This window comes from Cupriavidus sp. GW821-FHT07C08 (genome assembly GCF_059419025.1).
The window spans coordinates 84,353-103,029 of record NZ_JBWKQZ010000035.1 but is presented as its reverse complement, the minus strand read 5'-3'; the positions used below and the strand labels follow the sequence as shown (position 1 = coordinate 103,029).

Annotated in this window: 20 protein-coding genes; 13 read left to right on the top strand and 7 right to left on the bottom strand. The window is 66.1% G+C overall.

What is annotated here, in order from left to right; translation table 11 throughout:
• The first annotated feature begins 184 nt into the window (after nt 1–184).
• From AC07UK_RS32735 to AC07UK_RS32705, 7 genes are all read left to right on the top strand, one after another.
• The gene (locus AC07UK_RS32735) at nt 185–2,236 is read left to right on the top strand and encodes a hypothetical protein (protein WP_494687342.1); all 2,052 of its coding nucleotides are present in this window, start codon (nt 185–187) and stop codon (nt 2,234–2,236) included.
• A gap of 84 nt (nt 2,237–2,320) precedes the next feature.
• Nucleotides 2,321–2,554 carry a hypothetical protein gene (locus AC07UK_RS32730; RefSeq protein ID WP_436223542.1) on the top strand — a complete coding sequence of 78 codons (234 nt, stop codon included), beginning with the start codon at nt 2,321–2,323 and terminating at the stop codon, nt 2,552–2,554.
• Between the two features lie 49 nt (nt 2,555–2,603).
• Complete coding sequence (locus tag AC07UK_RS32725) at nt 2,604–4,760, top strand: phosphocholine-specific phospholipase C (RefSeq protein WP_494687341.1); 2,157 nt, start codon at nt 2,604–2,606, stop codon at nt 4,758–4,760.
• Between the two features lie 148 nt (nt 4,761–4,908).
• Nucleotides 4,909–5,796: a LysR substrate-binding domain-containing protein gene (locus AC07UK_RS32720; RefSeq protein WP_436223544.1), complete on the top strand. Its 888-nt coding sequence runs from the start codon at nt 4,909–4,911 to the stop codon at nt 5,794–5,796.
• A 124-nt stretch (nt 5,797–5,920) separates the two neighbouring features.
• Nucleotides 5,921–6,622 (top strand): HAD family hydrolase, encoded by a 702-nt coding sequence (locus AC07UK_RS32715; protein WP_436223545.1) that lies wholly within the window; start codon nt 5,921–5,923, stop codon nt 6,620–6,622.
• A 4-nt stretch (nt 6,623–6,626) separates the two neighbouring features.
• Nucleotides 6,627–7,649: a M14 family zinc carboxypeptidase gene (locus AC07UK_RS32710; protein WP_436223546.1), complete on the top strand. Its 1,023-nt coding sequence runs from the start codon at nt 6,627–6,629 to the stop codon at nt 7,647–7,649.
• A complete protein-coding gene (locus AC07UK_RS32705; RefSeq protein WP_436223547.1) occupies nt 7,646–8,407 on the top strand; it encodes an alpha/beta fold hydrolase in 762 nt (253 codons plus the stop codon). The genes AC07UK_RS32710 and AC07UK_RS32705 overlap by 4 nt, the downstream gene beginning before the upstream one ends.
• Here AC07UK_RS32705 and AC07UK_RS32700 read toward each other — a convergent pair.
• From AC07UK_RS32700 to AC07UK_RS32685, 4 genes are all read right to left on the bottom strand, one after another.
• A complete protein-coding gene (locus tag AC07UK_RS32700; protein WP_436223548.1) occupies nt 8,393–8,980 on the bottom strand; it encodes a TetR/AcrR family transcriptional regulator in 588 nt (195 codons plus the stop codon). The genes AC07UK_RS32705 and AC07UK_RS32700 overlap by 15 nt on opposite strands.
• Nucleotides 8,981–9,188: 208 nt before the next feature.
• Nucleotides 9,189–9,659: a copper resistance protein CopQ gene (locus tag AC07UK_RS32695; RefSeq protein ID WP_436223549.1), complete on the bottom strand. Its 471-nt coding sequence runs from the start codon at nt 9,657–9,659 to the stop codon at nt 9,189–9,191.
• 412 nt (nt 9,660–10,071) lie between these two features.
• Complete coding sequence (locus AC07UK_RS32690; protein ID WP_058697051.1) at nt 10,072–10,638, bottom strand: TetR/AcrR family transcriptional regulator; 567 nt, start codon at nt 10,636–10,638, stop codon at nt 10,072–10,074.
• A 273-nt stretch (nt 10,639–10,911) separates the two neighbouring features.
• A complete protein-coding gene (locus tag AC07UK_RS32685) occupies nt 10,912–11,307 on the bottom strand; it encodes a hypothetical protein (RefSeq protein WP_436223550.1) in 396 nt (131 codons plus the stop codon).
• Between the two features lie 379 nt (nt 11,308–11,686).
• Between AC07UK_RS32685 and AC07UK_RS32680 the strand changes: the two genes are divergently transcribed.
• The 5 genes from AC07UK_RS32680 (at nt 11,687) to AC07UK_RS32660 (ending at nt 14,701) form a co-directional block, all read left to right on the top strand.
• Complete coding sequence (locus AC07UK_RS32680; protein WP_436223551.1) at nt 11,687–12,691, top strand: alpha/beta hydrolase; 1,005 nt, start codon at nt 11,687–11,689, stop codon at nt 12,689–12,691.
• Nucleotides 12,692–12,874: 183 nt separating this feature from the next.
• Nucleotides 12,875–13,159, top strand: coding sequence for a hypothetical protein (locus tag AC07UK_RS32675; RefSeq protein ID WP_114130647.1), 285 nt, complete (start codon nt 12,875–12,877; stop codon nt 13,157–13,159).
• An 89-nt stretch (nt 13,160–13,248) separates the two neighbouring features.
• Nucleotides 13,249–13,941 carry an alpha/beta hydrolase gene (locus tag AC07UK_RS32670; RefSeq protein WP_494687340.1) on the top strand — a complete coding sequence of 231 codons (693 nt, stop codon included), beginning with the start codon at nt 13,249–13,251 and terminating at the stop codon, nt 13,939–13,941.
• Between the two features lie 60 nt (nt 13,942–14,001).
• Entirely contained in the window at nt 14,002–14,370 is a 369-nt protein-coding gene (locus AC07UK_RS32665; RefSeq protein WP_436223553.1) for a hypothetical protein, read from the top strand.
• Nucleotides 14,371–14,467: 97 nt separating this feature from the next.
• Entirely contained in the window at nt 14,468–14,701 is a 234-nt protein-coding gene (locus tag AC07UK_RS32660) for a hypothetical protein (protein ID WP_436223554.1), read from the top strand.
• 233 nt (nt 14,702–14,934) lie between these two features.
• Here AC07UK_RS32660 and AC07UK_RS32655 read toward each other — a convergent pair whose 3' ends face one another.
• The 3 genes from AC07UK_RS32655 to AC07UK_RS32645 form a co-directional block, all read right to left on the bottom strand.
• Nucleotides 14,935–15,606: a DUF2827 family protein gene (locus AC07UK_RS32655; protein ID WP_494687345.1), complete on the bottom strand. Its 672-nt coding sequence runs from the start codon at nt 15,604–15,606 to the stop codon at nt 14,935–14,937.
• A gap of 284 nt (nt 15,607–15,890) precedes the next feature.
• Nucleotides 15,891–16,685 carry a molybdate ABC transporter substrate-binding protein gene (locus tag AC07UK_RS32650; protein ID WP_494687339.1) on the bottom strand — a complete coding sequence of 265 codons (795 nt, stop codon included), beginning with the start codon at nt 16,683–16,685 and terminating at the stop codon, nt 15,891–15,893.
• A gap of 134 nt (nt 16,686–16,819) precedes the next feature.
• A complete protein-coding gene (locus AC07UK_RS32645) occupies nt 16,820–17,083 on the bottom strand; it encodes a LysR family transcriptional regulator (RefSeq protein ID WP_436223556.1) in 264 nt (87 codons plus the stop codon).
• Between the two features lie 122 nt (nt 17,084–17,205).
• On the opposite strand from AC07UK_RS32645, the gene AC07UK_RS32640 reads away from it, so the two are divergent.
• The gene (locus AC07UK_RS32640) at nt 17,206–18,168 is read left to right on the top strand and encodes a Bug family tripartite tricarboxylate transporter substrate binding protein (protein WP_436223557.1); all 963 of its coding nucleotides are present in this window, start codon (nt 17,206–17,208) and stop codon (nt 18,166–18,168) included.
• The last annotated feature ends 509 nt before the right edge of the window (nt 18,169–18,677 follow it).

Here is an 18,677-nt window from a genome sequence, read left to right as displayed (position 1 = left end):
TTCTTAGCACGCTGGCGCCACCCTTACCCCAAGAATCCGAATAGCCCCATCAGCATTCTTTGCCCCGCTGTCACCACGGTGACAACCCCGGTTCTTACTCTGCGAGCGCATTGCGGCAAACGCAATCGGCCATGCGGCACCTGCCGCCGGCACACAACAACGCAGATGAACAGGGGAATCAAAGATGGCAGGGAACCTTGCACCGGGCAGGCTGGCGGGGATGGCGCGCGGCCGTGTGCTGGCCGGCACCGTGATCGCCGCACTGGCAGCAACACTGGCCGGCTGCGGCGGCGGCGATGACGCCGCGCCGACAGCCGCACCGAACGACACCACCATCAAGACCCCGCCGCCTGTCGCTGCAGGCGGCCCGCGCGTGCTGCTGGTCGGCGTGGACGGCGCCACCTATGCCCAGGTGCAGGGCGCGCTCCTGCGGCGTGAGCTGCCCAACCTGGCCCGGCTGAACCTGGTGCCCACCGCCACCGGCGGCATGCCCGGCACCATCACCGCGCAGCCGCCGCTGGACGCGCCCAGCTGGGCCACGGTGCTGACCGGCGCCTGGGCCAACCGCCACGGCATCGAAGACGATACCGGCAGCACCGCACTGCAGGCCCCTACCGTATTCCGCTACCTGCGCGCGGCCGGCAAAGCCGGCCTGCAGCAAGCCGCATCCACCAGTTCGGGGGCGCTGCCGGGCCTGCTCAAGGCCGAGCAGGAAGCTGGCATGCTCGATACGCTGGTTGACTGCGCCGGGGTCGACAGCTGCGTCACGCAGAACGCCGTGCGGCAGGTGCAGTCCGGCTATGGCGTGGTGTTTGCGCAGTACAGCGCGCCGGCACAGGCGGCAGAAGCCGGTGGCTTTGGCAACGGCGCCTATGCCACGGCCCTCGCCGGCATCGACAAGGCGCTGGGCGAGCTGCTCGGCGCCGTCGCCGCGCGCCACCAGGGGCAGCCGGCCGAAGACTGGCTGGTGATGGTCACCACCAGCCACGGCCTGGATGCCACCGGCGCCACCACCACGGTGCCAACGGTGGAGAACCGCACCGCCTTCCTCGCCACCAACAAGACGCTCAACGGCGCGCTGGCCAGACCTGGCGCAGCAGCGCCGGACACCCCGGCGGACCTGTCCGCGCTGCCGACCGAAGCCGATCTGGTCCCCACCGTGCTGGCCCACGCCGGCGTGGTGCTTGACCCGGCCACCACGCGGCTGGACGGTTCGGCGCTGACCACCGCCACCGCGGGCGTGCGCGCCATCGGCGCGAGCATCAGCCAGTACAACGACGCCATCACGCTGAGCTGGCAAAACCCGACCGAAGCCTTCGGCGTCACCCGCGTCCTGCGCGACGGCGTGCAGATCGCCTCGCTGGGACCGGAGGTGCGGCAGTTCACCGACAAGGCCTTCAACATGGCCACGGGCCTGTACCAGTTCAACTACACGCTGGTGCGCAATGACGTGCCGGTGTCGTACCTGGCGCAGATCCACTACGTCAAGCCGGTCACGCTGGCGCCGACGCTGCTCAATGGCCTGGCCACGTACTTCAGCCTCGACAGCAAGCCGTTCGCCGACGCGAAGAACGCCGCCACGCTCGGCCCGTGGGTGGCAAGCCTTGATGGCGGCACGCTGGCTGCCGACAACTTCAGCGGCCAGTCGCTGCAGCTGGACTCGCGTGTCGACAGCTACAAGCTGGCTTACAACGCTGCCGATATCACGCAAAGCCCGCAATTCACCATCGGCTTCTGGTTCCGCACCGACTGCACCCAGGGCAACGGCACCGGCGAGCCCATCCTGTCCAACAAGAACTACATCTCGGGCGCCAACCCCGGCATTGCCGTCGCGCTGTTCGGCAGTTGCGAGATCCGCTTCAACCTGGGCAGCGGCGGCGGCAAGCGCGACGACATCAACGGCATGAAGGTGTCGGCCAACCAGTGGGCCTACCTGGCGCTGTCGGTCGATGCGGCAGCCAAACGCTTCAGCGCCTATGTCATCGATCCGGTGCTGGGCGTGCAGAAGACCGAGAACAAGGCCATCGCCAATACCGACGTTACCAAGCTGGCCGGGCTCGGCACCGGCTGGGGCGTGAACGACGATGCCACGCACAACTACGTGGGCAACAACCCCGGCGCGCTCAAGGGCGTGATGGGCTTCAACGACCTGGCGATGTGGACGCGCGTGCTGTCGCTGGACGAGCTGAAGGCCATCACCGGCGCACGCCAGCCGCTGTCCACGCTGAATCCATAAATCCGGCCGGAGCCCGTTTCGTCATGGAACGGGTTCCTAACAGAACCTTACCCTCCCCCGCCCGATCTGCAGGAGATTGACACCATGACTTTCCGACCTTCCACCCTGGCGCGGCCGCACTGGCTCGCCGCCGTGCTGATGTGCGCAGCGCTCACCGCCTGCGGCGGCGACTCCGGCGAAAGCCCCACCGGCTCGCCCAACGCGGCACCAACCACGCCGGGTGCCCCGGGCACCGGCGGCAACCCCGGCCAGGGGAATGGCAGCGACCGGCCGGGCGAGACGCCCGCCGTGAAGCCGCAACTGCGCTGCGCGCCCTGAAGCCGGGCCTGGCCCGTCTCCCCTCCCGAAACCACCCGGCACAGAATCCATGAACCCGCAAAGCAGACGCAACTTCCTCAAGCTCGCCGGCGGCAGCGCCGCCGCCACCGCCGCGCTGGCGGCCTTCCCGCCGTCCATCCGCCGTGCGCTGGCAATCCCGGCCAACAACGCCACCGGCACCATCCGCGACGTCGAGCACGTGGTCATCCTGATGCAGGAAAACCGCTCGTTCGACAATTACTTCGGCACGCTGCGCGGCGTGCGCGGCTTTGGCGACCGCTTCCCGATCCCGCTGGCAGGCGGCCTGAACGTCTGGCAGCAGACCTATACCAACGGCAGCACCACCCGCACCGTGCTGCCCTACCACCTCGACAGCAGCGCCGGCAATGCGCAGCGCGTCAGCGGCACGCCGCACTCGTACCCGGATGCGCAGAACGCCTGGGACCTGGGCCGCATGAACAAGTGGCCGACCTACAAGCAGACCCAGTCGATGGGCTACTACACCGAGGCCGAACTGGACTTCCAGGTGGCGCTGGCCAATGCCTTCACCCTCTGCGACGCCTACCATTGCAGCTTCCATGGTGGCACCAACTCCAACCGCCTGTTCCACTGGACCGGCACCAACGACCCCGGCGGCGCCAACGGCGGGCCGGTGATCGACAACAGCGGCGACTCGTTCACGGGGTCGGCCCCGCCCTACACCTGGAAGACCTACCCGGAGCGCCTGGAAGCCGCCGGCGTGAGCTGGAAGGTCTACCAGAACATGCCGGACAACTTCACCGACAACCCGCTCGCGGGTTTCAAGCAATACCGCGACGCCAACGCCGCGCGCGGCAACCAGGCCAACGGCAGTCCCTACCCGGCATACACCAGCGCCGACGACGCCATCAGCCCGCTGCTCAAGGGCGTGGCCAACACCATGCCTGACGGCGGCTTCCTGCAATCGCTGCGCGACGACGTTGCCGCGGGCAAGCTGCCGCAGGTGTCGTGGATCGTGGCGCCGGCGACGTACTCGGAGCACCCCGGGCCTTCCAGCCCGGTGCAGGGCGCCTGGTATACGCAAGAGGTGCTGAATGCCCTGACCGCCAACCCGGCGGTGTGGAGCAAGACCGTGCTGCTGATCAACTTTGACGAGAACGACGGCTACTTCGACCACGTGCCGCCGCCGTGCGCGCCCGCCTACGACGGCGACACGCTGGCTGGCGCCACCACGCTCGACCCGCAACAGGTCAGGCCGGAATACCACGTCGACAGGCACCCCTACGGCCCCGGCCCGCGCGTGCCGATGTACGTGGTCTCGCCATGGAGCCGCGGCGGCTGGGTCAACTCGCAGGTGTCCGACCACACCTCGGTGCTGCGCTTCCTGGAAGCCCGCTTTGGCGTGGCCGAGACCAATATCAGCAGCTTCCGCCGCGCGGTGGCGGGCGATTTGACCTCGGCCTTCAACTTCGTCAGCCCGAACACCAACCCGCTGCCCACGCTGCCCAGCCGCGACAAGGCCAGCGCCGATGCCATCCGCACCGCGCAAGGCGTGCTGCCGCAAGTGCCGCTGCCATCGGCCAGCAGCCAGCAGATGCCGCAGCAGGACCCCGGCACGCGCCCGTCGCGCGCCCTGCCCTATGAGCTGCACGTGAGCGCCCGCGAAGACGCCCGCGACCAGCGCGCGGTGTGGCTGCTGTTCAGCAACACCGGCACGGCGGCGGCAGTGTTCCACGTCTACGACCGCCTGCACCTGGACCGCGTGCCGCGCCGCTACATGGTCGAGCCGGGCAAGGAACTGCATGGCAGCTGGGACGTCTTTGCCAGCGACGACGGCAAGTACGACCTGTGGGTGCTTGGCCCCAACGGCTTCCACCGCGCCTTCCGCGGCAATGTGGGGGCCGTGACCGCGGCGGGTGCCAGCGCGCCGGAGATCCGGGTCTGCTATGACATCGCCAATGCCGCGGTGTACGTGGACATGATCAACACCGGCAGCGCCCCCTGCACCTTCACCGTGCAGCCCAACGCCTACCGCACCGACGGTCCCTGGACCTACGAGGTGCCGGCCGGCATGCAGCTGCAGCAGCACTGGCCCGTGGCCCGCCAGGGCAACTGGTACGACTTCACCGTCACCACCGCGCAAGGCGGCTTCACGCGCCGCTTCGCCGGGCGCATCGAAACCGGCAAGGACAGCGTGTCCGATCCGGCGATGGGCCTCAACGGCTGACGCGCGAGTCGCCTGACGGGCAGCGCTGCGCCCGCCCCCGGCCGCTCCGGCCGCGGGCGGGCGTAGCCGTTTTGTCATATTGGCCCGCTAGACTGCGCGGTCGTCCGGGACCTGTCCGGGCTGCCCCCCAACTTACCTGCGGATGACCATGCTCGGCGACCTGCTGATGACCTTTTTCGAAGTGGCGCGCCAGGGCAGCATCACCATGGCGGCCCGCCAGCTGCGCATCAGCCAGCCCACCGTCACCGGCCGCATCCGCCAGCTGGAAGAGACCTACGGCGTGGAACTGTTCCACCGCCGCGCCAGCCGCGTCGACCTGAGCGACGTGGGCGTGGCGCTGATGCCGGTGGTCGAGCAATTGATGCAGCAGGAAGGCAATGCCGACTACCTGCTGCGCAACGCCGGCAACCTGCGCTTCGGCAACCTGCGCATCGGCGCCACCGGCCCCTACTACATCCTGCGCGCGGTGGCGGCGTTCCGGCAACGCTACCCGGCGATCGACGTCAGCCTGGACATCGGCAATTCGCAGCAGATGCTGGAGGCGCTGTTCGAGTACCGCATCGACGCCGCGGTGTCGTCGCATCCGGTGGACGATGACCGGCTTGCCTGCATCCGGCTGGCGTCGGACCCGATGGTGCTGGTGGTCCATCCGGACCATGCGCTGGCGCGGCTGCCGCAGGTCGAGCTACCGCAACTGCGCGGCTGCCACCTGCTGGTGCGCGAGCACGGCTCGATGACGCGCAAGGCCACCGAGACGGCGCTGGCCGCGTGCGGGCTGGAGCTGCCGCCGCACACCGTGATCGGCAGCCGCGAAGCCATCTACGAGGCCATCCGCCAAGGCCTGGGCGCCAGCGTGGTGCCGCTGGGCGAGGTCCCGCGCGACCCGCTGCTGCGCGTGGTGCCGTTCGCACAAGGCGCGCCGGTGCTGCATGAATACCTATACTGCCTGCAGAGCCGGCGCGAGACGCGGCTGGTCGGCGCCTTCCTGGACTGCGTGGCGCTGGACGAGCCGACCGCCGCCCCCCACGCCGCCTGACACCCGCATGCTTGCCGCGCCAGATAAAGCGCCAATGCCGGTATTGGAAAACTTGGGTCCTTCATCACCGCGCGGTCACCACGCCGCGCCAAGCTTGCCGGTTTCGCCAACTGAGCTATCGCGCATGCCCGCTGCCCCCCGCCTTGCCCTGTTTGACCTCGACCACACCCTGCTGCCGCTGGACAGCGAGTATGAATGGGCCCGCTACCTCGTCGCCGTGGGCGGCGCCGAGGCCGCCGAGATCGATGCGCACAATGCGCGCTGGCTGGCCGCCTACCAGGCCGGGCGCCTGGACTTTGCCGCTCATGCCCGCTTTGCCCTGGGCCTGCTGGCACGCCACCCGCGCCAACGCCTGGCGCAATGGCGCGCGGACTTCATGCGCGAGGTGATCGTGCCGGCCATCCGGCCCGACGCGCTCGACCTGCTGGCACGCCATCTCACCGCCGGCGACCTGTGCTGCATCGTCACCGCAACCTGCCGCTTTGTCACCGAACCGATCGCGCGCCAGCTGGGCGTGCCGCACCTGCTGGCGGTAGAGGCCGAACACGACGCCCACGGCGAATTCACCGGGGCGCTGGCCGGCGTGCCGGCCTTCGGCCCCGGCAAGGTGCTGCGGGTGCTGGCGTGGCTCGATACGCTGGGCATTGCGCACACGGCGCTGGCGCAGGCCACCTTCTACAGCGACTCCCGCAACGACCTGCCGCTGCTCGAAAGCGTTGGCCACCCGGTCGCCGTCAATCCCGATTCGGCGCTGCGGCACGCGGCCGAGGCGCGCGGGTGGCCGGTCTTGCACCTGTTCGGCACGGCCGGCGTGCCGACCGCCTGAGCCCATGCACCCGCACGCCGGCTTCCCCGAGTACGACCAGCTGCTGGCCTTGCTGGATACGGGCAGCCACGTGCTGGATACGCGGGTGATCTGCGAAACCATGGTGCAGGGCCGTCGCTTCGGCGTCCATGTCGCCACGCTCGGCAGCCGCGATCCGGGCGCGCCGGCGATCGGCATCTTCGGCGGCATCCACGGGCTGGAGCGCATCGGCACGCAGCTGGTGCTGGACTACCTGCGCTCGGTGCTGAGCCGGCTGGCGTGGGACGAGCTGCTGCACCGCGAGCTGCAGTCGGTGCGGCTGGTATTCATGCCGATCGTCAACCCCGGCGGCATGTGGGCCGGCACCCGCGCCAACCCCAACGGCGTCGACCTGATGCGCAACGGCCCGCAGGATGCCGATGCGCGCGTGCCCTTCCTGGCCGGCGGCCAGCGCATCGGCGCCTGGCTGCCCTGGTACCGCGGCCCGGCGGGGGCGCCGATGGAAGCGGAAAGCCGCGCGCTGCTGCGCGTGGTGCAGGAAGAACTGCTGCCACGCCCGCTCAGCTTTGCGGTGGACTGCCATTCAGGCTACGGCTGGCGCGACAGCATCTGGTTTCCGTACGCGGGCACGCGCCGGCCGATGGCGCACCTGCCGGAGATGTACCTGCTCAAGACGCTGTTCGAGCAGGCCCACCCGCACCACGGCTACACCTTCGAGCCGCAAAGCCACCAGTACCTGCTGCACGGCGACCTGTGGGACCACGCCTATGACCTGACGCCGCATGGCAACCTGTTCCTGCCGATGACGCTGGAACTGGGCTCGTGGCTGTGGATCAAGAAAAACCCGCGCCAGCTGTTCTCGCGCGAGGGCATCTTCAACCCGATCAAGGCACACCGCACCGCACGCGTGCTGCGCCGGCATGTGAGCCTGTTCGACTTCCTGGGCCGCGTGGCCTTTGCGCCGGATCGCTGGCTGCCGCGCGGCGCGCAGCGCGACGACCTGCTGCTGCAGGCACGCGCACACTGGCAGACGGAGGCGCCGCCATGAGCCGATGGGTATTCTTGCGGGGACTGACGCGGGAATCGCGCCACTGGGGAAGCCTGCCGGCGCGTTGGGAAGCGACCGGGCTGGGGCGGCCATTGCTGCCCGACCTGCCCGGCAACGGCGCGCTGTCCGCACAGCCGGCACCGTGGAGCGTGCCTGAGATGGTCACCGCGGTGCGGCGCCAGTTGTCTGCCGCCGGCGCGCACGGACCCTACCGCGTGCTGGCGATGTCGCTGGGCGCGATGGCCGCGACCGAGTGGGCCAGCGCCTATCCGGAGGAAGTCAGCGGCCTGGTGCTGGTCAATACCAGCATGCGGCCGTTCTGCACGCCGGCGCAGCGCCTGCGCCCGCGCAACTGGGGCAAGCTGCTGCGCGTGGCGCAGCGCTGGCAGGACCGCGCGTACTGCGAGCGGACCATCCATGCCATCACCTGTGCGCGCACCGATACGCTGGCGCGCGATCTCGAGACCTGGCAGGCCATTGCCGCCGACGCGCCGGTGAGCCGCCAATCCGCGCTGGCACAGTTGCTGGCCGCGGCCCGCTATCGTGCCCCCGCCAGTGCGCCGCGCTGTCCGGCGCTGCTGCTTGCCTCGGCGGCAGACCGCCTGGTCAACCCGGTGTGCTCGGCGCGCATCGCGCAAGCCTGGGACGCCCAGTTGCTGACGCACCACTGGGCCGGGCATGACCTGCCCCACGATGACCCGCAGTGGCTGTGCAATGCCGTCGCCGGTTCGGTGATACTGACACTAGGCCGCGGCTAAGGCCTGCTCCGCCGGCATGGCACTGGTCAGCAGCGCCGCCGCGGCATCCAGCCGGTCCGGCGTGCCAAACAGCCGCGCACTGGTCAAGCCGTTCTGCAATGCCCCGAACACCACCTGCGCCAGCTGCTGCGGCGGCGCCGGATAGGGCGCCTTGCGCTGCGCGGCGGCGCGCTCGAACAAACGGGCCAGCCATTGCTCATTGAGGCGGATAAAGTCCTGCATCGCGGCGCGCACCGCATCTGGCAGCATCAGCACGTCGGCCGACAGCATGCCCACCAGGCAGGCCTGGTCGGTGCCGGCACCCGCGAGCAAAGGTGCAAGGTATTGCCGCGCCTGCTCGGCAGGAGGCAGGCTGGCGTCGATCGCATCCAGGCGCGCCCGCCTGCGGGTGCCGTATTCGCGCACCGCTTCCAGCACCAGGTCGTCCTTGGACGGGAAGTAATAATGGATGCTCGAGGTCTTGACCCCGACCAGGTCGGCCAGGTCGCGGTAGCTGAAGCCGTTGAACCCCCTGCGGCGGATCAGCACCAGCGCATGTTCGACCAGTTGCTCGCGTACGGATCGGGTGTTCATGGCATCAACTCCATCGTCTTGCTGCCGCGCCGTTCAGGCCGGCAGCGTTTGTGCGATCAGCGTGATGAGGGACCCGCTTGCGAAGCAAAGCCCTACCCATCCGCCAAGGATCAGCGCAGTGTCACGCCAACGCATGATCAACTCCTGAAGACGGGCCGCACGCTGGCGGCCCGGCGGGTTTCAATGGCCAGCATCATGCCGGCCGCTCTCAGGCGATGGCGCCGTCGGTATAGGGGTCAGCCTTGCCCACGCGCGCACCATCGGTGTACGGGTCGAAGCTGCGCGACGGTTGAGCCGAAACACCGCTGCGGTCCAGGCCGGCTACCGTGCGGGCACCGTCGGTGTAGGGATCAGGCTTGCCAACGCGGGCACCATCGGTGTACGGGTCGAAGCTGCGCGACGGTTGGGCCGAGACACCGCTGCGATCCAGGCCCGCTACCGTGCGGGCACCATCGGTGTAGGGATCGGCCTTGCCAACGCGTGCGCCTTCGGTGAACGGATCAAACTTGCCGGTGCGGGCGCCTTCCGTGAAGGTGTCGAACTTTCCGGTGCGGAAGGTGTAGCCGTACTTGTCGCCGGTGAAGGTGCTGTCCTGCACGCTGGCCGCTTGCGCAACACCGCCCGCGAGCGCGGCGGCAAGGGTGGCGGCGGTAATCAGGGTCTTGGTGATCTTGGTCATGATGGGCTCCAGGGTGCGATGTTTCGGGATCGCGTCAGTTCGGTATCAGTGGCTGTGGCAGATCGCTCTTTCGATCCCGCATCTACTAGTAGATAGATACTCGGTCTCGAAAAAATGACCGCCTCCGGTCATGCAATGGGACCGCCACGTTTTCGCCTTGTCTTGCTTGTTGCCGGCGGTGCAGCGCTTCCATGAGTCAAATACTATCTACTACTAGGTAGATAGTCAAGGAAAAACATTTCTATCGGCCCGATAGCCTATGCCTTTTCTGGCTCTATCTCGTTGTTTTAAAAGCGCTTATCACCGATTCCGAAGCGCCGGCGGCCGACCGGCTGGCTGCAAATAAAAAAGCCGCCATGCAGCTTGCGCCACATGACGGCTTCAGACGCGCCACTGATACTGCGCGAAAACCTTAGCCGGCGACGGCGGCCATCAGCGTATCCGCAGCGGCTTCCACCCGGTCGGAGGTCCCGAACAGGCGTGCCGCAATCAGCCCGCTCTGCAGCGAGCCAAACACCACCTGTGCCAGCCGCGCCGGCGGCACCGGGAACGGCGTGCTGCGCTGCGGCTGAGCTCGCTCCAGCAGGCCGGCCAGCCATTGTTCGTTCATCAGGAAAAAACCCTGCAGCAGCTTGTGCACGGACTCCGGCAGGCACAGCGTCTCGGTCGACAACATGCCGCACAGGCAGATCTGGTCCGAGCCGCAGCTGGCGCGGAACGGCGCCAGGTAGATGGCCGCCTGCTCGGTGACCGGCAGGCTGGTGTCGATGGAGCGGATGCGCTCGGCCAGGCGGGCGCTGTATTCCTTCACCGCCTCCAGTACCAGGTCCTCTTTGGACGGGAAGTAATAGTGGATGCTGGAGGTCTTGACCCCCACCAGTTCCGCCAGGTCGCGGTAGCTGAAGCCGTTGAAGCCGCGGCGGCGGATCAGGACGAGGGTGTGCTCGAGCAGTTGCTCGCGTACTGATTGCGTTTTCATGAAAGCAGTGTATCTACGCGAAGATAGGCGCTCAAGCCGAAATGCCCCGGGGCTGGGGTAATTCCCTAGCCCTGGGGCATCTGAGGCATGTGCTTTAACCAGGCAGGACCTGCGCGGCGAAGGTGATCATCGAGCCACTCGTCACGCAAAGCACCAGCCATCCGCCAAGCAGCAGGATACTGTCACGCAAACTCATGATGGACTCCATCGGACGGCAGTCAGCGTGACCGCCGCCGTAAAGTTGTTGGCCGCCGGCCTCCCAGCCGGCAGCAATCAGGCGCGGGCGCCGTCGGTGTACGGGTCAAACTTGCCGACGCGCGCACCGTCGGTGTACGGGTCGAAGCTGCGGGCCGGCCCGGCCGACACGCCACTACGGTCCAGGCCAGCCACGGTGCGGTAGCCGTCCGTGTAGGGATCGGTCTTGCCGACGCGGGCGCCGTCGGTGAACGGGTCAAACTTGCCGGCGCGGGCGCCTTCCGTGAACGGGTCGAACTTGCCGGTGCGGGCACCTTCCGTGAAGGTGTCGAACTTGCCGGTGCGGTAGCTGTAGCCGTACTTGTCGCCAGCCGAGGTGTTGTCTTGAACGCTGGCGGCTTGCGCCACGCCACCTGCCAGTGCGGCGGCAAGGGTGGCGGCAGTGATCAGGGTCTTGGCGAACTTGACATTCATGATGGGCTCCTGGGTGCGATGTTTCGGGATCGCGTCAATTCGGTATCAGTGGCTGTGGCAGGTCGCTCTTTCGATCCGCATCTACCAGTAGATAGATGCCAGGTGCTAAAAAAATGACCGTGCCGGTCTTGCGATGGGATCGCCACTTTTCCGCCCGTTCTTGCTTGCTTTCGGCGGTGCAGCGGTGCCATGGACTGAATGCTATCTACTACTAGGTAGATAGTCAAGGCAAAAGTTTTCTATCGGCCCGATAGCCGCCTGCCGACGCTGCACGACATGGACGCAAATCCACTTGAGGCACCCATGCGAATGAACTTTTCTTCACCCGGACGCTGATGGCCTGCTAGCCTGAAGGGAACGTCCTCCCCGAAACATCGCCATGTCTGAAGGTCCCCGCCCCGCTCAGCCGGCATCCCGCCACCGCTGGCTCGCCACCGCCGCGGCACTCGCCGTGGCCGCGGGTGTTGCGCGGCATCTACTGTTTCGTGCGGTGGAACGCAAAGCCTTTGTCACGCCGACGGATGAAACAAAGGATGCGGCTGCGCCCGACATTTCAGCCCTGACGGTGCGCCATGCCACGTTCGCCAGCGGCAATCGCATCCTGCACGCCGCCTTCATGCCCGCCGCGGACCCCGAAGCGCCAGCGCTGATGGTGTGCCACGGCGACAATGAGAGCCTGCCCGACTGGGCCCCGGTCCAGGCCATGCTGGCCGGCGCGGGCATCGCCTCCTACGTCTTCGACTACAGCGGCTACGGCCGCAGCAGCGGGCGGCCAAGCGTGCGCCGCCTGCGCGAGGATGCGCTGGCCGCTTACCGGCAATTCCTGGCAACCACGCCGCAGGCGAAACGGCGCGTGGTGCTGGGGCATTCGCTGGGATCGGGCATCCTGCTGGAGGTGGCGCAGCGCTTCGATCCGCAGCCCGATGGCTATGTCATTGCGGCGGGCTTCAGTTCGGCGCGCCTGGCCGCGGTGCAGACCGGGCGCATCCCCGCATGGGCCGCGTGGCTGCTGCCGGATCCGTGGAACAACGCCGCGCGTGCCAGCCGGCTGGAGCGGCCGCTGCTGGTGGTGCACAGCCGAGACGACGCGGTGATCGTCCCACCCCACGCTGAACGCGTGGCCCGTGCGGCCAGGCATCTGCATGCGCTGGTGATGCTGGAAGCCATGCCGCATGACGCAGCCATCCTGCCGGAACATATCGATGCATTCTGGCCGCCGATCCTGCGCTTTGTGCGCGCGCAGGACGGCGATGCCGTGCAGGCACTGTTGGCAGGAAACGACGCGAAATATGAAGGCGATCCACCTGGAAACACGGATCAGGCAGGCACACCGGGCATTCGCACAGGCGCGTTGGCGACAGCAAGCGGCAAGCGCGGGCAGTAGGTTCGCGGGACGGCCGGACCCTGGCCGGACAATCTACCGCAGACGTCCGCCACCGGCAATCATCCTTGTGGGCGAGGCGCCACGGCGAGGTGCCTGAGAGACTTTCTTCCGGATTCTTGTCTATATTGGACCCCATGGCACGAGCATCGCAATTTCGCCATTGACAGCACTGGAGGTACTGCCATGCGTAGGCTTGCAAACCTGTTCAGTCCGCCGACCCCGGAGAAAATCGCCGAGAGGGAACTGCAAGACATGAGGCTGACGCTGTTCCAGGCCGAAAGACGCTTGCTCGAAGCGCAAATGCAGGTGGCCTACTACCGCGACATGGTGGCTTTCCTGGAAGACGTTGCGGCCAAGGGCGTGGAAGACGTGGTCGACAAGCGCCGCGCCACGCCGCCTGCCATGCCGGAGCTGCCGGCACGCTCGCCCGGCCTCACCACGGTACCGATCGTTCCGTCCGCGGCCTGACGCAGCCGGGGCTGGCCCCGACCTGTGCGATACTCGCGCTGCCTGGCGCCCGTGCGGCGCGCAGGCGCACTATCCACAGGAACCAGCCCATGAGCGAACTGCTGCCCGCGATCGAATTCGAAACCGCGCCCAATCCCGCCTGCGCCGTCATCTGGATGCATGGGCTGGGCGCCGACGGCAGCGATTTCGCCCCGGTCGTGCCTGAGCTGCGCCTGCCCGCATCGCCCGGCGTGCGCTTTATCTTCCCGCACGCGCCGGCTATCCCCGTGACCTGCAACGGCGGTTATGTCATGCCAGCCTGGTATGACATTTATTCCCTCGATGAATCCGGCCGATGCGCCGATGAAGCCGGCATCCGTGCCTCTTGCGAAGCCATTCGTGCACTGATTGCGCGCGAGAACGCCCGTGGCATCCCCACGCACCGCATCGTGCTGGCAGGCTTCTCGCAAGGTGGTGCGATTGCCTACACGGCCGGGCTGAGCCATGCCGAGACGCTGGCCGGCATCGTCGCGCTGTCCACGTACATCCCTGCGCCGGCAGCGGTGGCGGCCGAGGCCAACGCCACCAACGCCACCACGCCCGTGTTTGCCGCCCATGGCACGCAGGACGACGTGGTGCCGCTGCAGCTGGGCGTCGCCGCCCGCGATTTCGTGCAGGCGCGGCAGCACCCGGTGACCTGGCACACCTATCCGATGGGCCATTCGGTCTGCCTGGAAGAGATCGCCGCCATCGGCGCCTGGCTGGCAGCGCGCTTTGCGCAGGCAGCCACCGCGCAGTCCTGATCCGCTCCCTGACAAGATGATTGCCGGCCGCTGCGCCGCGCATCGCACCACCCCGCTAGCATGACCCTCACCCCACTGCCCAGGATCGATTTCAATACCCGCAAGGCGCTGCTGTTCGCGCTGGCCGCCGAACGGCTGTCGGCCTACTACGAACACCGCCAATGGATGACAGACGCCCAGGGAGCGACGCTGGCCGGCGAATGGCTGTCGCGCTCGAAGCTGCAGTTGCCGCTGTCCGAGCGGCGCCTGTTGTCGGAACTGAGCGACCAGTTCGCGCGCCAGCTGGCTGAATCGCTGTCACGCGAGGCCGGCCTGTATGCTGCGCATGAAATGATGGAAGCGCTCGATCCCAATTACCAGTCGGCCTTCGCCCACGACATGCTGGATGAATGCGAACGGCTGCTGCATGAAAACGGCGTGACGGAATAGCGGGCCCGGCGGCCGGCGGCGTTTGCAAAGATTGACAGTTGCATTGCGCGCGGGCGCGTAAACTTCGCGCACTGATGACGCCCCCCTCCCGCCTACCATGGAACGCAAGCACTGCCTGGCCTGGATCGCGCTGAGCATGATCGCAGCAGCCTTGCTGACACTGCTGTGCCTGATCCTGAATGACCACGCCGAGACCCAGGCCGCCAAAAGGGTCGAACAAATGGCCGTCCGGGTGAAGCCCGCGGGCGCAGGCCTGATCCAGACCCACGCTGCATCCCCGGCCGCTCAACAGCCGGAGCGGCTGTCGCAGGCCCTGGGCGTGCGGCGCTGAGCCGCAGCGGGTGCGCCCCGGCCCGTAACTTCAGAACGACGACCAGTGGTTAAGAAGAACAACAGCACGGGCCGGAGCGCGGGCTTGAGTGTAGGCGCGGTGCCCACAGACGACTGCAAAGAATTGATAAGAGTGCCGTAGCAGCTACGCCACTGCCGGCGCAAGGCCTGCACCGCCACAAACGCCGCGCAGCAGCGCGTCATAGGCCGTCACATTGCCGGTATTGCGGATGCTCACCCCATCCAGCAACGCCTGGCACGCCTGCTCGTATTCCTCCGCCGCGCATCGTGCTGCCGCACCGCCTCGCGCAGGGCCCTGGCCCCGTCCTGGGCATCGAAGGACGCGTACTGGTAGCCAAAGCCGGTCAACAGGTCCGAGTTGTGGACCAGCGGATAGCGGCCATAGGCGGCATCGTAGTAGAGGTAGTTGAGCCCGTTTTCCCACTGGTGCGTGACGACGATGTCGGTGAAGCGCGCAAGAAAATACGGCATGCTGTAGCGCGCCTCGAACGAGGCCTTGCCCGCCTGCACGATATCCAGCCCGAGCGCAAACCGCTCAAAGGCTTCATGCCGCTTCAGGTCGATGGCATTGGTGACAAAGATGTCGCCAATACCGGACGGATCCTGCCGATAGGCCGCCTCACATACCAGCATCGGATAGAGGGCGGTCTTCACGACATTGATATTGGGCTCGAAGATCGCAATGCGCTTGTCCTGCGCGCCCGGCGCATAGCCGAAGCGCAGCCCGGGCGGCAGTTCTCCGATCAGCTTGTCGATAAAGAATGAATCCCAGATATGCGGCACGATGCGGACCGGGCAGCGGTAGACGGTCTCGAAAAAACTGCGGCAAGTGCGCGCATGCTGTGGATTGGTCCAGATTTCATCAAAGCGCACGCCGTTGAAGATGCCGGTGCCGTACTTGCCGCCGACGCTGGAAAGCCAATGCTTTCCCGAACGTATCGAGCCCCGGCATGTGGCAAGGCTCCCGAGCCCGAAGAGACAGCTAACTTCCCGACTCGAATCCGTCAGATCACCATCCAGGAGCGGGCATCCGGGGAATCAGCCTAGAGGTGATCTCGATCGTAACCCTCCTTTCTGACGTTCATCCCGCCCAACCCAATGCATGTCAAGCCTGCACTACAAGGTGAACCGAATCACGATGGCGGAAAAACGGTGTCGATCCGGATTGATCAAGGACTCGCGCGCTCCAAGCCTTTGTTATGTAGCACAGTGGTCGCTCCAGGCTCCATGAGATATCGAATCAACGATCTCGATGCTTCGGCGTCCGCTGAGCGTGTGCCGACACCGGCCGCATATATCGTTTCATGCTGAAGTTCCCGAGGGAGCAGACCGACTAACCTGACCCCTTGGATGTCAACGATGTTTGGAGCGGTAATGACCGTCGCGTCGGCCAGGCCTTTCGCTACGGCATCGACCACTTCTCCTCCCGGCACCGGCACCAGACGGGGCTTCACCGTCTGCGCGATGCCAAGACGGTCGAGAAGACCAACGAGATATGCTCCGCTGGCGCTTTCCGGTGACCACGAGAGCGAGTGGACGCCAAGCAGCGCTTTCTTGACTGCGTCTACCGTACTGATATCCGAGGGCGGCAGATCGGTGCGCATCGCCATGCCGACCATTGCTTTCGCGATGTCATTGCGCGTACCCGCAATGACCCTGCCTTGTCCGATCAGATCATCGACCTGCGCAGGCAAGAGGATGATTACATCGAATGGTTCTCCCGCCTCTACCTGCCGCTTCAGTGTCGCCGCATTGTCAAACCGGGTGACAAGCCGGTGGCCGGTTTGCTGTTCAAATGCGGGCGCTAGTTCATGTAGGGCTGACTTCAAAGTGGGCGTGCTCAGTACCCTGATATCGCCGGCCCATCCCATCGCGGCGTGGGTACACGCAAGCAGCACAGCCAGCCAAATGAGCGCACGGAAACGGCCTCCCCTGGCAACCTCCTCTTTCGATTTCTTCGCCAATAATCTCGTTACTTCTCAATGGCATTGCGCAAGCGCGGGCCCCGGTCGCGGTGTCGGCAGGCTCTTGCGGACCCTCTGCCTGAACAAATTGAATTTGAGGCCAAAATAGGTGCCCGCGTTGAAGTGTGGCCTCGTCACCGAGCCGGATACCGCTTATCAAGGATATCCAGAACTGCGCGTGCTTCCTCCAGGAATTGCCTACCGATGTTTGACGTTTCCATGCGCCGTGTCGTGCAGTCCAGCAAGCGGGAGCCGGGGGACTTTTCCAGTTTCTCGATCCGCCGGCTGAGCGCGGGCTGCGAGATGTGAAGTGCTTCGGCGGCCATACGGAAGCGTCCTTTCTCGGCGATAGCGACAAACGCCTGCAGGTCTTCCATTGCGAAATTAATGCGTGACATGCATCAGATCATCAAAATATTGCAATTCACAGATTAGTCGTCTCCGAATACCCTTGCAATGCCGACCGGGACGTTGTGACGTGCCGCAAAGCGCACACAAAGATTGATCCCGGAGACTTACCTTGAAATTCGCCGTTCGCCATCTCGCACTCGCCCTTACCCTGACTGCATGCACCTTGACTGCCTGGGCTGAAACCTGGCCCGCAAAGCCAGTAAAGTTCGTCGTACCGTTTGGTCCCGGCGGCGCCAACGACCTGGTTGCGCGTGCCGTGGCCGACGCGGCATCCAAGCAACTGGGCCAGCCCATCATCGTGGAGAACAAGCCTGGTGCCGGTTCGGTACTGGGTGCCGACTTTGTGGCCAAGTCTGCGCCGGACGGCTATACCTTCCTGGCACCGGCAGCCGGCGTGATCACCAACGGCATGATCAAGGCCCACCTGCCGTACAAGGAGCAAGACCTGGTGCCCGTCGCCATGCTGGCCGTCAGCCCGTCGGTCATCGTGGTGCCCGCCGACTCGCCGATCAAGGACCTCAAGGGTCTGGTTGCCAGCGGCAAGGGCGGCAAGAGCCTGAATTTCGCTACGGCGGGCACCGGAAGCACGCCGCACTTCGTCGCAGAAATGCTGAAGCTGGCGACCGGCGCAAAACTTGAGATCATTCCCTACAAGAGCGGCTCCGAAGGTATGGTCGCCGTTGTCGGCAAACAAGTAGACGCGACCTCCGAAGCCAGTGTTGTGGTCCTTCCGCAGGTCAAGGGCGGCAAGCTGCGCCCGATCGCTTCCACCTGGAATACCCGCATTGCCGCGATGCCGGATGTGCCCACCACCGCAGAACTCGGCTATCCCAGCGTATTCATCGGTCACTGGTCCGGCGTATTCGCACCGCGCGGTACCCCTGACGCGATCCTCGACAAAATGAACAAGGCTATCGACGCCGCTATCAAGTCACCTGAACTGCGGGCCAGGCTGATCCCGCAAGGTATCCAGCCGATGGGCGGGACGCGGGCGGACTTCACTAAGTTCCTGGCAGGCGAAAAGGCTCGCCTCGGCCCGATCGCGCGCGCAGCCAATATGAAAGAAGACTGATTGTCAGCGCGGTCCGTAGCTGTGAATAAGCTAATGGCGGCAGTTCGCACCGTAGCCGGATCAGCTCTTCGATCAACACGTTGATGATGTCAGGCAATCATCGTAGCCATACGGTCGCGCAACGTTTCGGTCCATGGGCGATTACGTGACCGGGCGGGACAGCGTCATGATTGAGGCGCTCGAAGTCATTTTCCACCACGTCCAATCAGGAACTCGATAGCCGCGCGAGCACCGGCGCGGTCTATTGGCAGGGCGCGGTGACCGCATTGCCGGGAGGCAAGGCGGTCGGACGGAGTTACCTTGAACTGACCGGGTACATAGTCCAGGCGGTCTCCAGACTCGTAGAGAGGGCGCCCCAATGAGGTCCACGGGCACTAGTTGTGCTGCCATCTCCCCATTCTGGCGGTCTGATCGGATCGCAGCTCTGACGGGGCATGCATGGTTGCGCCCCGATGCGGTGCCCCTTCGTCATCTGCCGACGCCTGAGGCCGGCATCGGTCGAGGCTCCG

Coding starts and splice junctions, on each gene's coding strand:
- AC07UK_RS32680 (WP_436223551.1), top strand. CDS start 11,687: ATGTCTGAAGGTCCCCGCCCCGCTCAGCCGGCATCCCGCCACCGCTGG.
- AC07UK_RS32645 (WP_436223556.1), bottom strand. CDS start 17,083: ATGTCACGCATTAATTTCGCAATGGAAGACCTGCAGGCGTTTGTCGCT.
- AC07UK_RS32690 (WP_058697051.1), bottom strand. CDS start 10,638: ATGAAAACGCAATCAGTACGCGAGCAACTGCTCGAGCACACCCTCGTC.
- AC07UK_RS32670 (WP_494687340.1), top strand. CDS start 13,249: ATGAGCGAACTGCTGCCCGCGATCGAATTCGAAACCGCGCCCAATCCC.
- AC07UK_RS32675 (WP_114130647.1), top strand. CDS start 12,875: ATGCGTAGGCTTGCAAACCTGTTCAGTCCGCCGACCCCGGAGAAAATC.
- AC07UK_RS32695 (WP_436223549.1), bottom strand. CDS start 9,659: ATGACCAAGATCACCAAGACCCTGATTACCGCCGCCACCCTTGCCGCC.
- AC07UK_RS32730 (WP_436223542.1), top strand. CDS start 2,321: ATGACTTTCCGACCTTCCACCCTGGCGCGGCCGCACTGGCTCGCCGCC.
- AC07UK_RS32715 (WP_436223545.1), top strand. CDS start 5,921: ATGCCCGCTGCCCCCCGCCTTGCCCTGTTTGACCTCGACCACACCCTG.
- AC07UK_RS32705 (WP_436223547.1), top strand. CDS start 7,646: ATGAGCCGATGGGTATTCTTGCGGGGACTGACGCGGGAATCGCGCCAC.
- AC07UK_RS32710 (WP_436223546.1), top strand. CDS start 6,627: ATGCACCCGCACGCCGGCTTCCCCGAGTACGACCAGCTGCTGGCCTTG.
- AC07UK_RS32665 (WP_436223553.1), top strand. CDS start 14,002: ATGACCCTCACCCCACTGCCCAGGATCGATTTCAATACCCGCAAGGCG.
- AC07UK_RS32660 (WP_436223554.1), top strand. CDS start 14,468: ATGGAACGCAAGCACTGCCTGGCCTGGATCGCGCTGAGCATGATCGCA.
- AC07UK_RS32725 (WP_494687341.1), top strand. CDS start 2,604: ATGAACCCGCAAAGCAGACGCAACTTCCTCAAGCTCGCCGGCGGCAGC.
- AC07UK_RS32685 (WP_436223550.1), bottom strand. CDS start 11,307: ATGAATGTCAAGTTCGCCAAGACCCTGATCACTGCCGCCACCCTTGCC.
- AC07UK_RS32735 (WP_494687342.1), top strand. CDS start 185: ATGGCAGGGAACCTTGCACCGGGCAGGCTGGCGGGGATGGCGCGCGGC.
- AC07UK_RS32700 (WP_436223548.1), bottom strand. CDS start 8,980: ATGAACACCCGATCCGTACGCGAGCAACTGGTCGAACATGCGCTGGTG.
- AC07UK_RS32720 (WP_436223544.1), top strand. CDS start 4,909: ATGCTCGGCGACCTGCTGATGACCTTTTTCGAAGTGGCGCGCCAGGGC.